12 protein-coding genes are annotated in these 13,353 nt (G+C 53.2%); 1 reads left to right on the top strand and 11 read right to left on the bottom strand.

All coding sequences use genetic code 11. The annotated features are described in order from the left end of the window. Position 1: 1 nt before the first annotated feature. From fcl to F3J29_RS02895, 11 genes are all read right to left on the bottom strand, one after another. Entirely contained in the window at positions 2 to 967 is a 966-nt protein-coding gene (gene fcl, locus F3J29_RS02945; RefSeq protein ID WP_166862863.1) for a GDP-L-fucose synthase, read from the bottom strand. A gap of 2 nt (positions 968 to 969) precedes the next feature. Further along, complete coding sequence (gene gmd / locus F3J29_RS02940; RefSeq protein WP_039304664.1) at positions 970 to 2,091, bottom strand: GDP-mannose 4,6-dehydratase; 1,122 nt, start codon at positions 2,089 to 2,091, stop codon at positions 970 to 972. Positions 2,092 to 2,193: 102 nt separating this feature from the next. Then, the gene (wcaF, locus tag F3J29_RS02935) at positions 2,194 to 2,733 is read right to left on the bottom strand and encodes a colanic acid biosynthesis acetyltransferase WcaF (protein WP_166862861.1); all 540 of its coding nucleotides are present in this window, start codon (positions 2,731 to 2,733) and stop codon (positions 2,194 to 2,196) included. A gap of 17 nt (positions 2,734 to 2,750) precedes the next feature. Further along, on the bottom strand, positions 2,751 to 3,503 hold the full coding sequence (gene wcaE, locus F3J29_RS02930) for a colanic acid biosynthesis glycosyltransferase WcaE (protein ID WP_166862859.1): 753 nt from the start codon (positions 3,501 to 3,503) through the stop codon (positions 2,751 to 2,753). Beyond that, entirely contained in the window at positions 3,503 to 4,735 is a 1,233-nt protein-coding gene (gene wcaD / locus F3J29_RS02925; RefSeq protein ID WP_166862858.1) for a colanic acid polymerase WcaD, read from the bottom strand. The genes wcaE and wcaD overlap by 1 nt, the downstream gene beginning before the upstream one ends. Beyond that, entirely contained in the window at positions 4,710 to 5,927 is a 1,218-nt protein-coding gene (locus tag F3J29_RS02920) for a glycosyltransferase (protein ID WP_166862856.1), read from the bottom strand. Before F3J29_RS02920 ends, wcaD begins: the two co-directional genes overlap by 26 nt. After that, the gene (gene wcaB, locus F3J29_RS02915; protein ID WP_166862854.1) at positions 5,924 to 6,409 is read right to left on the bottom strand and encodes a colanic acid biosynthesis acetyltransferase WcaB; all 486 of its coding nucleotides are present in this window, start codon (positions 6,407 to 6,409) and stop codon (positions 5,924 to 5,926) included. Before wcaB ends, F3J29_RS02920 begins: the two co-directional genes overlap by 4 nt. 2 nt (positions 6,410 to 6,411) lie before the next feature. After that, the gene (gene wcaA, locus F3J29_RS02910) at positions 6,412 to 7,260 is read right to left on the bottom strand and encodes a colanic acid biosynthesis glycosyltransferase WcaA (protein ID WP_166862852.1); all 849 of its coding nucleotides are present in this window, start codon (positions 7,258 to 7,260) and stop codon (positions 6,412 to 6,414) included. Between the two features lie 10 nt (positions 7,261 to 7,270). Further along, positions 7,271 to 9,439: a tyrosine-protein kinase Wzc gene (gene wzc / locus F3J29_RS02905; protein ID WP_166862850.1), complete on the bottom strand. Its 2,169-nt coding sequence runs from the start codon at positions 9,437 to 9,439 to the stop codon at positions 7,271 to 7,273. A gap of 2 nt (positions 9,440 to 9,441) precedes the next feature. Beyond that, complete coding sequence (gene wzb / locus F3J29_RS02900; RefSeq protein ID WP_045783167.1) at positions 9,442 to 9,885, bottom strand: low molecular weight protein-tyrosine-phosphatase Wzb; 444 nt, start codon at positions 9,883 to 9,885, stop codon at positions 9,442 to 9,444. A 6-nt stretch (positions 9,886 to 9,891) separates the two neighbouring features. Next, complete coding sequence (locus F3J29_RS02895; RefSeq protein WP_166862848.1) at positions 9,892 to 11,031, bottom strand: polysaccharide export protein; 1,140 nt, start codon at positions 11,029 to 11,031, stop codon at positions 9,892 to 9,894. A gap of 727 nt (positions 11,032 to 11,758) precedes the next feature. Between F3J29_RS02895 and F3J29_RS02890 the strand changes: the two genes are divergently transcribed. After that, positions 11,759 to 13,342, top strand: a complete 1,584-nt coding sequence (locus tag F3J29_RS02890; protein WP_166862846.1) for a TerC family protein — start codon at positions 11,759 to 11,761, stop codon at positions 13,340 to 13,342. Positions 13,343 to 13,353 lie beyond the last annotated feature (11 nt).

The following is a 13,353-nucleotide window of genomic DNA, read 5'->3' as shown; positions in this document are numbered from 1 at the left end:
CTTACCCCCGGAACCGCGACTGGTTTTCGAGGAACCACTGGTAAGTGCTGGCGAGGCCTGCCTCCAGGGAAATCTCGTGATACCAGCCGAGACGATGCAGGCGGGAAACATCCAGCAGCTTGCGCGGCGTGCCGTCTGGTTTGGTGGCATCGAACACCACGCGCCCACGGTAGCCGGTCACTTTCGCCAGGGTCTGCGCCAGTTCACGAATGGTGCAATCTACGCCAGTGCCAACGTTAATGTGCGACAGCATTGGCTCGGTGTTTTCCTGCCACACTTCCCGATCCAGTTCCATCACGTGAATGCTGGCCGCAGCCATGTCGTCGACGTGTAAGAACTCGCGCATCGGCGTGCCGCTGCCCCACACCACCACGTCCGGGGCATTCTCCAGCGTGGCTTCATGGAAGCGGCGCAGGAGGGCCGGAATAACGTGAGAGTTGCTCGGGTGGAAGTTGTCGTTTGGCCCGTACAGATTGGTTGGCATCACCGAACGGTAATCCCGTCCGTACTGGCGGTTGTAGGACTCGCACAGCTTGATACCGGCAATCTTAGCAATCGCATACGGCTCGTTCGTCGCCTCAAGCGTGCCCTGCAGCAGCTCGCTTTCGGCCATCGGCTGCTTCGCCAGCTTCGGGTAAATGCAGGATGAGCCGAGGAACAACAGTTTGTTCACGCCGTGCGTGTGCGCGGCATGAATGATGTTGTTTTCGATCATCATATTCTCGTAGATGAACTCTGCCGGGAACGTGTTATTGGCGACGATGCCGCCCACTTTTGCCGCCGCCAGATACACCTGGTCGATTTTTTCACTGGCAAAAAAGGCCTTTACCTCGCTGGTGTCCAGCAGATTCAGCTCATCGCGCCCGCGCAGCACCAGCTCAACGTCATCGCGCTGCCCAAGCTGGCGGACGATGGCCGAACCGACCATCCCGCGGTGGCCGGCAACAAAGATACGTTTCTTATTCATGCTCAGGACTCCAGCGCGATGGCAACCTCGTAACCATGGGACTTCAGCAGAGAGTGTTTCTTCGCCGCTTCCAGGTCTTTGGCCACCATTTCACCGACCATCTCCTGCAGGGTGATTTCCGGCTTCCAGCCCAGCGTTTCATGCGCTTTGGTTGGGTCGCCAAGCAGAGTTTCTACTTCCGCAGGACGGAAGTAACGCGGGTCAACGGAGACAATCACGTCGCCCGGTTTCACGCCCGGTGCGTCGTGGCCCGTGACGGAAACCACAATGCCTTTCTCTTCCACGCCCTGCCCTTCAAAGCGCAGTTTGATGCCCAGCTGCGCCGCCGCCATTTCTACGAACTGACGCACGGAGTACTGCACGCCGGTGGCGATGACGAAGTCTTCCGGCTGTTCCTGCTGCAGCATCATCCACTGCATTTTCACGTAGTCTTTGGCGTGGCCCCAGTCGCGCAGGGAATCCATATTGCCGAGGTACAGGCACTTTTCCAGGCCCTGAGCAATGTTGGCGATAGCGCGGGTAATTTTGCGAGTGACGAAGGTTTCGCCGCGGCGTGGGGATTCGTGGTTGAACAGAATGCCGTTACAGGCATACATGCCGTAGGATTCACGGTAGTTGACGGTGATCCAGTAAGCATAAAGTTTGGCGACTGCGTACGGAGAACGCGGGTAGAAAGGCGTGGTCTCTTTCTGCGGAATTTCCTGCACCAGGCCGTACAGCTCAGAAGTGGAGGCCTGGTAGAAACGCGTTTTCTTCTCGAGGCCGAGGAAGCGAATGGCTTCCAGCAGGCGCAGAGTGCCCATCGCATCCACGTCCGCAGTATATTCCGGTGACTCAAAAGAAACCGCCACGTGGCTCATCGCGCCCAGGTTATAGACTTCATCCGGCTGCACTTCGGACAAAATACGGGTCAGGTTGGAGGTATCAGTCAGGTCGCCGTAGTGCAGATGGAATTTCGGATTACCCGCGTGCGGATCCTGATAAATGTGGTCCACGCGTTCGGTGTTGAAAGAAGAGGCGCGGCGCTTGATACCGTGAACTTCATAGCCTTTTTCCAGCAGGAACTCCGCCAGGTAAGAGCCGTCTTGTCCGGTGACACCCGTAATGAGAGCTACTTTAGTCATGATACTTTATCCTCTGTGAACATTTTTATTGGCCCTTACCCCTCACTCCCTGTCTCTCCACGGAAGAGATAACCGATAACAAACAGAGCAAGGGTGAAAGCATTACGCGCGGTCGCGTATTTTTACTGCCGGATTTCCCCGACAAACGGCATTCGCCGGTAATGATTTATAAACACTGCTCCGGGCCCCGACGACGCAGCCATCGCCTATCGTGACGCCAGGTGAAACAAAAACATCCGTTGCCAGCCAGCATTTTTCGCCAATCACAATAGCCGACTGCGTAATATCGAAGTGCTTGCTCATATAATCGTGACTGCCGGTGCACAAATAACATTTTTGCGACACCACGGAATTTGCTCCAATAGTGATTTCCCCGAGGGTGTATAGCACGGCATCATCGCCAACCCACGCGTAATCACCGAGCGTCAGCTTCCATGGATAAGTGATTTTTACAGACGGACGAATAACAACCTTCTTTCCAATCCTTGCGCCAAAAAGCCGCAGTAAAAATGCACGCCACGGATAGAGAACCTGCGGAGACCAGGCAAATAACGTGGCCTGAACCAGCCACCATAATTGTACTTTTATACCGCCTGCGCCGCGAAAACCCCTCGGCACGCTGAAGCCGCTTAATTCCTGCATGATATTTCCCGTGAGCTTTAAGCTTTGTGATAAAGCGCTTTTGCTTTGCCGGTTGTTTTTAACCTGAGTCGGAAAGAGAGCTCGGCAATGAAGCCTGGTACACGTAATATTTTTCGCTGCACGTTTCTCGCATCACGGCACAGCTCAATATTATTTGAGGTGGATACTCCACCCATTGAGAATTCTGAGACCAGCCCTTTGATGCGCTTAAAGGCATAGCCGTTTTTATACATTTTGGCCGCCAGCGCATAATCAGATGAGACTTTATATTGCAGATCGTAGGGGTATTTATGCAAACCAGACAGCGGGAAAAAGATTGCCTGGTGACTCGCCGGCAGGCTGTGATAGATATACCAGCCGCGTTTGGCGCTGCGGCGAATTTTATTGCCGTCGCCAAAGTCCAGCAGCGCGTCGCCAATCACCATCGCATCATCGCGATCGCCCAGCGCCGCAAGTTGATAAATGACGCGGGCAATATCCGGGTGGAAGGCATCTCCGGAATTCAAAAATAGTGCATAGCGCCCTTGTGCCATGGCGATGCCTTTGTTCATCGCGTCGTAAATGCCGTTGTCTTTCTCGCTGACAAAGCGCAGGTTGTACTGTCCATGCAGGCCTGCAAGAAATTCAGCCGTGCCGTCCTGAGAGTTGCCGTCCACAACGATCCATTCAAACTTAATATCTTTAGTCTGTGCCAGGTGCGCCAGTGATTGCCAGGTCTTCACTACCCCGTCATGGTTACGCCATGCAACTGTAATAATACTTAATAACATTATTGCGCACCTCCTGGCAGCGAATGCTTAATTGCTTTACGCAAAATAAATGGGCAAACAATTAAAAATGCATATTCCGGGCTAAAAATAGAACCGGTAAAGAACAAAGATACAGGCATAAACAACCAAAGCTGAACACGATAATTCTCATTATTGCCAAATGCATTACGCATCATTTTCATGACTCGCCACATATAGCCAGCGGTCATTAACACTGCAAACCATGAGAAATAAATAATCAGCAGATACAGTCCATTGTCCACGGTTTTCCCTACGTCCGCACCGTTAAATATTCCGAATGATGCGACATATTCATACAGAGAACCAAACCGTACTACGCCATCAACGTTTGCCAGTGAATATCCAACCATGGCTAATGGGCCAATGATACGATAATACGATGACGATCCTTCCGTGCCCAAATCACCAATACGGGTCGCGATATATGGAAAGGCAAATACCATACCGATTAAAAAAACAGCCAATGATATAATTGCTAACGGCAACTTCTTTTTAATCGCACTTTTATTAAGGTATTGAAACGCCCACTCAAGCAGATAAAACAAAATAAACGTCATTACCCCGGAGAAAGATCCTGACAGGATTATCCCTAAAAGAATCATAACATCAGTTTTCGGCGTTTTGATACCAAACTGTTTGATGCTGAGCCAAATTGAGATTAATGCCAGGGCGAAGAAAGCGGGCTCAAAATAAAGCGCCGTGGTACGCCGCCCCCCGAAGCTAATAAAGTTGAGCACGTAGCTGTTGCTGTAGATGAGAAACTTTGAAATTTTCTCAATCAGGCTGCTGCCGCCGGTCAGAATAATCTGGGCCATTTCTGCCGCCGCCAGCGCCACAATAATGCCGACCACGGCATAGAAAAACCGCAATATCTTACGGTGATTGCGCGGCGAAATAGTTTTGAAGCGACAACTCCATGTCAGGCCCAATATCAGCACAATATAGACAAACAGCATCATCGAGGTGACGTACTTGGCCGGGTCGAGCGACTGGCCGAAAATGTAGTTAAACGCCGTCAGACCCGCGCCCACCCCCAGCGCAATCATCAGCTTTTTAAGGTTGATACGCTCGATGTACAGAAACAAAATCGCTGGCAGGAAGGTCACGATGGTTATCGGGAAACTCTCCCCCAGAGAGGCAAGCTTGATGTTCACCACCAGATAGATGAACGGCAGCAGCAGATAGCTACAGACCCTGATAGAACGAGACATATTCCTCCAGCATCTGCTTGCCGCTATAGGCCGTGCGGCTGGCCGCACGGAACGTCGCTAAATCTGTCGCGAAGACCTGCTGTGCCAGCTGCGTTTTTTTAAGCTGCACCAGCGCCAGAACCTGCTCAGGTGTGAAAGTTTTTCCGCCAACCTTGTGCAAAACTTCATCCGCAGCTTCACTGCGGGTCGCCACCACCGGCACGCCGATAGACAGCGCCTCGCACAGGATCAGCGGATAGTTATCCACGCGGGAACTGAACACCAGACTGTCCATGGTGTTCAGTTCGCTCATCAGCGCGCGTTTGTCGGTCATGTAGCCGTGATTCACCACGTTAGCGCCTTCAAACGGCGAGAATTTGCCAAAGGTATGCAGCTCGATTTTTTCACCCAGCGCCATCAACGCCTGCACCAGTTTTTGGTTGGTTTTGCCGTCATAGCGCAGATCGTGGGCCACAATAGCCACGCGGGGTTTTGCCGCCGCGACGCTGCTTTCCGGCAGCTCCGCCAGGATTGCCTCGGTGGCAACGTCAATACCGTTATTAATGATGCTGCAGCGCCCGGCGCCATAAAGCTGATTAAAAGCCTCCGCAACGTGCTGGCTGGGGGAGATAAACTTGCAGCCCAGCGTCAGCATCTGGCGAAACAGCTGGCGTTTGCCCTCCACCTGCTGATGCGCTTTATCCACCTTAACCGGCGGATAGTTGTTCAGCGTCGGGCATTTAACACAGCCTGTTTTCCAGCCTTCGCAGCCGTCAAGAAAGGCACAGCGCCCGGTGATACTCCAGTGATCGTGCAGCGTCCAGACGAAGGTGACATCCGGCTTGTTCGCCTTCACCCTCTGGCAAAACGACACCATTTCATCCAGATTCAGCCAGTAGCTGTGCACCACATGAAAATGCAGGACAACCGGCTGCGGGCTGCGGGTAACCCGGCGGTAGAGCTTATTCAGATTGCCGAATGGGTCGCGGTTCAGAAAACGAAACAGCGCGATATTGGCGACCGACACCAGACGAGGCGTGTGTTTTTCAACGTCGGGGTAAATATCGTGGCTGGCGCTTTTCTTGCCGCCTTTGCCATAGCCGTAGATAAAACGTGAGGACAGCCCGGCCAGACGTGCGCGCTGGTGGAGATCGAGCGCCACGCCCGCCGCACCGCCTTCTGCCAGGCGGACATTAAATTGCATGATGTTCATTGGATCACCTTCACCCGAGCTTTTTCGCCGACCACCAACGCGTTGTCCGGCACGCTGTCCAGTACCACGCTGCCCGCGCCTACCGTCACGTTATTACCGAGGGTGATATCACCCAGGACGATCGCGTTGGCTCCCAGCTCAACGCCGTTGCCAATCACCGGGCAGGCGAGACTGTTCCCCCGGTTACCAATGGTGACGCCGTGGCGGATGGTGAAATCATCCCCGACGACGACGAACTTATTGATAACCACCGCATAGCCGTGATGAATAGTGAACCGCCGGCCAATGGTGGCTCCCGCCTGGATTTCATAGCCAAACAGACATTCAGTAATGAATCGGTAGGCCAGCAGCACAGGCGCAGCCCAAAGGTTGTTGATGACGCTCTTCTTGCGCCATACCGAGCAAAAGTGAGCCACGCGGTAGGCCAGCACCATGCAGCACGGGCGCAGGCTCCAGCTATTGGCACGCATATCCTCCAGCACGCTTACCTCCCCCGCAGACTATCGGCAAGGCGTTTGCCGTTGCGCACCGTCAGCAGAGCTAACAGGGTGCGCCACGACATGCGCTTATTGCGGATCTGATACAGCGTATACAGCTGATATTTCTTACTGGCCCGGTCGAACTTGTCTTTGTGTTTGCGGTAGAAGTGGAAATAACCGGCAAACTTTTTCGGGGATTGCGTTATCTGCATTTCGCCATGATTCACGTGCAGAATTTGGGTCGCCTCTTCTACCTTCCACGGCTGGCCGAACGCCACCACCATGCGCAGAAAGATGTCGTAATCCTGCGCCGCTTTCAGATCGGTATCAAACAGGCTGCTTTTAAAGCGCTCTGCGTAGGTAAAAACCTGATTGCCAATGATATTGCGCTTATAGAACAGCTTCAGGGAATACGGCGACTTCGGGTACAGCGGCAGGCTGGTCGGCTGGGAGTAGACCTGCCCTTCACACAAATAGTCGTTGGCATAGAGAAAAGCGTGGGTGACCAGTTGATGCTGGTGGGACAAAAATACCGACAGCCGGTTTGGCGTCCATTCGTCATCATCATCAATGCCGGTAATAAACCGCCCCTTCGCCAGCCCAATGGCCTGGTTGCGTACCGCGCAGGCCCCGCTGTTCGCATCGTTGTGAATGTAACGCACCCGGGGATCGCCAAGGTCTGCAACAAACTGCTGCAGCTGCTGGAAGCTGGCGGAGCAGTCATCGACAACGATCATTTCCCAGTGGTCATAATCCTGCCGCAGCACCGAGTTGATGGCGCGGATAGCCAGCTGTTGACGATTCCACGTCGGCATATAAATAGAGATAAGCGGGCGAGTTGCGCTGCTGTTCATGGCCATCACCTTATTTAGCATCCGACTTATATTCGTACTCGTAATACCCGTAATCCTGGTAGCCCGTGGCTCTGCGGAAGATCGAGTTGAGGATCACGCCACGCACGGTAATGCCGTTCTGCTCAAAGCGGCTCAGGCTGGTTTCCACTTCTTTCAGCGTGTTCACCGCGTAGCGCGCCACCATCAGCGTGGTGCCAGCATGGCGCCCCACAATTGCCGCGTCCGTGACGGCCAGAATCGGCGGCGTATCAATCAGCACCAGGTCATAATTTTCACTGGCCCACTTCACCAGCTGAGAGAAGCGCTCATTCATCAACAGTTCGGACGGATTAGCCGGAACCTGCCCGCGAGGGATAAGGTCAAAGTTCGGCACGGAGGTTTTCTGCGCACAGCGGGTAATATCCCCCTGCCCCGACAGCACGTCGGACAGCCCGTTCACGTTGGTGGTCCCCAACAGTTCGTGGGTATAGCCTTTGCGCATGTCGCAGTCCATCAGCAGCACGCGCTTGTTGGTCTGGCTAATCACCGCCGCGAGGTTGGCGCACACAAAGGTTTTACCGATAGACGGGCTAACGCCGGTGAGCATCAGGACATTGTTGGAGGCCTGCATCATGGCGAAATGCAGGCTGGTGCGCAGGCTGCGAATGGCTTCAATGGCCAGGTCAGTCGGGTTACCCACCGCCAGCAGCTGGCTCTGTTTGAAGCGTTTAGCCCCTTTAACGTTGCGCAGGTTGGCCTGGTCGCGGGTTTTCTGCCATTCGGAGAGGGGAATGCTTGCATAAACGCTAAGCCCCGCTTCTTCCAGCACGGTAGGACTTTCAATGCCGCCGTTAAACAGCGAGCGCAGCAGCACCCCGATCACCGACACAATCAGGCCCAGAATAATGCTGCCCAACACCACCAGCACGCGCTGAGGTTTAACCATGCCCGGCTGCGTAATTGCCGGGTCAACAATGCGCACGTCACCCACCGTACTGGCTTCGGTGATTTTCAGCTCTTGCTGCTTGTTCAACAGCTGCATGTAAACCTGCTGTCCGGACTCCACATCGCGGGTCAGGCGTACGATTTCCTGCTGGGTTTTAGGCATCGCGGCAATGCTGTTGGTCAGGCGGGCTTTCTGATCTTCAAGCGTTCTGCGCTGCTCCAGCAACGTGCGGTAGGACGGGTGAGCTTTGGTGTACAGCTTTGATATTTCGGCTTCTTTGAAGGTCAATTGATTCAGCTGAGCGTCAATGTTGACCACTGAATCCAGCAGCGATTTCGCCTCCAGGGAAAGATCCACCGAATCCTGGCGCTGGCGATAGGCGTTCAGCTTGTTCTCTGCGGCATCCAGGTTGTGGCGCACTTCAGGCAACTGCTCGGCCAGGAACTTCAGGCTTTTGGCGGCCTCTTCAGATTTACGCTGCACGTTCTGCGCCAGGTAGTTGCGGGTGATACTGTCGAGAATGGTGCGGATCTGATCTTTATCTTCCCCGGTGTAGGACAAACTAAGCACGCCGGTATCTTTGCCGTTTTCAGTCACCGTCAGGTTGCCCAGCAGCTGGTTGATCATCCCCAGCGTGGAGTACTTGACCACCGTAAAGCTGTCGCCAGGCTGCGCCTGAATACCGTCCACCTGCATTGTGACGCCGGATTTACTCAGCAGCTTGCCCACTTCTCCCTTGGCGCTAAAGCCATTGTCGCTGGTCAGTTGATACTGTTTGTCGTTCAGCACTTCCACGGTAAAGGTGTCTTTGTTCATCGCCGCCGGCAGCGTAAACGTGGTGACATTCACCGTGTCGTTCTGGTGCCCCTGCAGGCGGTCCCAGCCCGCGCCGAACAGCCAGAAGGTATTCTTGGTTACCGAGATGTCCAGGTTCAGGTCATCCACGGTTTTCCCCAGCACCATGCGGGACTGGATCAGCTGAATTTCTGCGGCAGACGCCGGTGGCTTATTGCTGAGTGCGGAGCTGATATCGTTCACCAGCGTGTTACCGGCATTTTGTTCGATTTGTACCAGCGCGTCGGCCTTGTACACCGGCGTAGCAAACAGGGCATAAACCGCAGCCAGCACGGCAAACAGCCCCGTAATGCCGATAACCCACCAGCGAGCCTCCAGCACGGTGCCAAACAAACGGCCAATATCAATTTCGTCATTGCCCTCGGTCGGGGCGCTCGAACGGCGTACTTTCTCTGTCATTGTTATCCCTGATGAGCGTTGAGTGCGTTAGCCCACTTTTGGGCAGAAAGGTCGAGCATGCTGTAGACCGCTTCGAAGGCGTCGCGGCTTTTACGATAGGGGTCAGGAATTTCTCTGCCGGCGTCCCAGTGGCCAAACAGCATCACTTTGCCGCGCATTTCGGGTGCCATTTCGCACAACGTGGTGATGTGACGTTTTTCCATCGCCAGAATCAGATCGTGCTCCCGGCATAGACGCCCCGAAACCTGGCGGGCTAAATGCCCTTCGAGCGAAAGGTTGTGCCGTCCGGCGACGTCGATAGCACCGGCATCCGCGCCCTTCCCGACTAACGCCCCCAGCCCGGCAGAGCTGACGCTAAGCTCCGGATGGTAACGTTTAAGCAATCGTTCAGCCGTGGGGGAACGGCAGATGTTCCCCACGCAAACCACAAGTATTTTGTTGAACATAGCGCGTTACCAGGTATGGATATCTTTGGCGGTATCGGTCATGTAACGAACGCCGCTGATGGTTGGCAGGAGCTGGTTGATCAGGCGATTCCAGCGGGAAACCGGGGCGGTGGTCACATACACCACGTCATAAGGCTGGAGCTGGAACTCGGTGCCCATTACCAGCGAGGTCGCATCGGACATATCAAGCTGATAAATATTGGCAATCTTGCCGTTTTGCTGCGTCTGGCCTTTGAGCGGGCGAATCACGAAGATGCCGCTGGCGTTGGAAGACGTGAGATCGATACCTTCGGCCTGGCCAAGCGCCTCGGTAAGCGTCATGCCGCTGAAGTCCATTTTGAGAGTGGTTTGCTTTTTCACTTCCCCCATCACGAACACTTTCAGATCGTCATTACGCGGCACAAACAGAATGTCGCCGGGGTACAGTAAATGGTTTTGGCTAAGGTCGCCGTTTTGCATCAGCGCCTGCAGAGATATGCGCTTTTCCTGGCCGTTATGAGTCAGGACGACGTTGCGCCAGTCGGCCACTTCGGTTAAACCGCCTGCGGCATTGATAGCGTCAAGGATAGTCAGCGGCACGTTAGTGATGGGCTGCTGGCCGGATTTATTGACCTGCCCGGAGATATAGGCTTTTTGCGAACGGAAGGCAGCGATATTAACGTCCACCTGCGGCTGGGCAATGTATTGCGCAAGACGGCTGGTAATATCGCTGCGAATTTCTGCCAGCGTTTTACCCGTCACGCTGATTTTACCCACATACGGATAGAACATGGTGCCATCGGGCTGAACCCAGTTACCGGTGTCACTTGAGCTACGATACTGCCCCGCAGGCGTGGTGAGCTCCGGATGATCCCAGACCGTGACGTTTAATACATCCCCCGGCCCAACGCGGTACTGATAATTGGCGATATCTTTATCCAGTCCGGCATTCGGCTGGGCAACTACCGGACGAGGCCTCAGCTGCTCCACCAGTCGCGGCGTTAAAGGATAAACGTTGACCATTCGGTCAAGGTCGAAATCAGCATCCTGTTGTTTGATGACGTCTTTTCCCGACGTAGACATATTGCTGCCGGGAAATATCGTGCAGCCGCTCATCAGGGTGACTGACACCAATAATGGCATCAACTTCAGTTTGTATTTTATCATTGAATATTTATCACTATGGCAGAGTAATTATCCTGAGCGAATAAAACAGGCAAGCAATTAACCGTGAGAACGAAGTGCAGAATTGAACATATTCAGAGAATGAGAAAACTGGCATTATTCCTAAAATAAGCTTATTCCCCGACATTCTGATGACGCCATCGCTTGCTGTTATCTGGCCGCATCCGGGCACGCTACCGCCCCTGGTTCACAGTCACCAACCCACTGAAAAAGGTAAATAATCCTAATAACCTGAGATTCTCTAATATCCGAAAAAATATTGAAAAAAATGAATCAGGTCTTATGACAATGCTGGGACAAACTATTACTAAACGAGTAATCACACATTCATTGCTAATCATCGCCAAAGATTGTTGCAGCTTAAAACTCAGCAGGCAAGGAGACAAAAGGCTGGAGGCGGACTTTTAAGAATAATATGAACCACTCAATAATTACATTTTAGGATTTTCTTTATATTGACAATAAAAATAATAAGACAATTTCCGGGCAAATATGCAGAACTATCTCATGGTGGCGTATTCATATATAAAATATATAACTCAAATGCTTCTTTAAATATTATCCGCAATAATTTGCCGGGCATTCATTTAACGCTGGAAATTCTATAAGTCATTACGGATTAATCTCAGACAAACGTTGCTTTTTGTCCGACAATTATCCATCATTTCCGTGTGGCATATGCCCGAAAGTGAAAGGCTATAAACCCCGTATGGAATGGATTGCCGACCCCTCAATCTGGGCCGGGTTAGTTACCCTGGTCGTTTTAGAACTGGTTCTGGGCATTGATAACCTCGTTTTTATTGCCATCCTCGCCGAAAAGCTGCCTCCCAAACTGCGCGATCGCGCCCGCGTCACGGGCTTGCTGCTGGCGATGGTTATGCGTCTGCTGTTGCTGGCCTCAATTTCGTGGCTGGTAACGCTTACCCGACCGCTTTTCGCCCTCCACGACCTTAGCTTTAGTGCCAGGGATCTGATCATGCTGTCTGGCGGTATGTTCCTACTATTTAAAGCCACAATGGAGTTGAATGAGCGGCTGGAGGGCAAAGACAACGAGCACCACACGCAAAAACGGGGAGCCAAATTCTGGCCCGTTGTGGCGCAAATCGTCATTCTTGACGCCGTATTTTCCCTTGATTCGGTGGTCACCGCCGTTGGCATGGTCGACCATCTGGCGGTCATGATGGCCGCGGTTATTATCGCCATCGGGCTAATGGTGCTGGCCAGCAAGTCCCTGACCCGGTTTGTGAACAGTCACCCGACCATCGTGATTTTGTGCCTGAGTTTTCTGCTGATGATTGGCTTTAGCCTGGTGGCCGACGGCTTTGGCTATCAAATTCCGAAAGGCTATCTCTATGCCGCCATCGGTTTCTCAGTGATGATTGAATCACTTAATCAGCTGGCGATTTTTAACCGCCGGCGTTTTCTTTCCGCAAATCAGTCGCTGCGGGAACGTACTGCCGAAGCCGTGCTAAGACTGTTGAACGGTAAGAAAGAAGAAGCGGAACTGGATGCCCAGACCGCCTCGCTCATTGCCGACAGCGGCATTAACAGCGATGTTTTTAACCCGCAGGAAACGCGGATGATCGAGCGCGTGCTGCACCTGAACCAGCGCAGCGTCAGCAGTATCATGACTTCCCGCCACGACGTCGAGCATATGGACATTACCGCCCCGGAAGCAGAGATCCGCGAACTCCTGAATAAAAACCAGCACACGCGTATCGTGGTTACCGATACTGAAGATGACATTCTCGGCGTGGTGCACGTTATTGATTTATTAAAGCAGTCGCTGCACGGTGAAGCACTGGATATTGTGCCGTTGATTCGCCAACCGCTGGTTTTCCCGGAAACATTGCCGCTGCTGCAGGCGTTAGAGCAGTTCCGCAACGCGCGAACCCATTTTGCTTTTGTCGTGGATGAGTTTGGCTCGGTGGAAGGCATTGTCACGCTAAGCGACGTGATGGAAACCATCGCGGGCAACCTGCCGAACGAAGTGGAAGAGATAGATGCCCGCCATGATATCCAAAGAAATCAGGATGGCAGCTGGACGGCTAATGGCCACATGCCGCTGGACGATCTGGTGCAGTACGTCGCCCTTCCTCTGGATGAGAAACGGGAATACCACACCATTGCCGGGTTGCTGATGGAGCATTTACAGCACATTCCTGCCAAAGGAGAGAGCGTTGAAGTGGGGAATTACGTGCTGAAAACGCTGGAGGTGGTGAACCACAGGGTAAATAAAGTGCAAATTATCCCGCGTGAGCCAGAGGACGATCTGCTGGACTATGAGGTATAAAAAAACCGGCG

Source organism: Enterobacter sp. Cy-643 (assembly GCF_011752815.1).
Taxonomy (GTDB): domain Bacteria; phylum Pseudomonadota; class Gammaproteobacteria; order Enterobacterales; family Enterobacteriaceae; genus Cedecea.
This window is presented reverse-complemented; position numbering and strand designations above follow the sequence as displayed.

Excerpts from the sequence above, each read along its gene's own strand:
- fcl (WP_166862863.1), bottom strand. The coding sequence starts at position 967 with ATGAATAAGAAACGTATCTTTGTTGCCGGCCACCGCGGGATGGTCGGT.
- gmd (WP_039304664.1), bottom strand. The coding sequence starts at position 2,091 with ATGACTAAAGTAGCTCTCATTACGGGTGTCACCGGACAAGACGGCTCT.
- wcaF (WP_166862861.1), bottom strand. The coding sequence starts at position 2,733 with ATGCAGGAATTAAGCGGCTTCAGCGTGCCGAGGGGTTTTCGCGGCGCA.
- wcaE (WP_166862859.1), bottom strand. The coding sequence starts at position 3,503 with ATGTTATTAAGTATTATTACAGTTGCATGGCGTAACCATGACGGGGTA.
- wcaD (WP_166862858.1), bottom strand. The coding sequence starts at position 4,735 with ATGTCTCGTTCTATCAGGGTCTGTAGCTATCTGCTGCTGCCGTTCATC.
- F3J29_RS02920 (WP_166862856.1), bottom strand. The coding sequence starts at position 5,927 with ATGAACATCATGCAATTTAATGTCCGCCTGGCAGAAGGCGGTGCGGCG.
- wcaA (WP_166862852.1), bottom strand. The coding sequence starts at position 7,260 with ATGAACAGCAGCGCAACTCGCCCGCTTATCTCTATTTATATGCCGACG.
- wzc (WP_166862850.1), bottom strand. The coding sequence starts at position 9,439 with ATGACAGAGAAAGTACGCCGTTCGAGCGCCCCGACCGAGGGCAATGAC.
- wzb (WP_045783167.1), bottom strand. The coding sequence starts at position 9,885 with ATGTTCAACAAAATACTTGTGGTTTGCGTGGGGAACATCTGCCGTTCC.
- F3J29_RS02895 (WP_166862848.1), bottom strand. The coding sequence starts at position 11,031 with ATGATAAAATACAAACTGAAGTTGATGCCATTATTGGTGTCAGTCACC.
- F3J29_RS02890 (WP_166862846.1), top strand. The coding sequence starts at position 11,759 with ATGGAATGGATTGCCGACCCCTCAATCTGGGCCGGGTTAGTTACCCTG.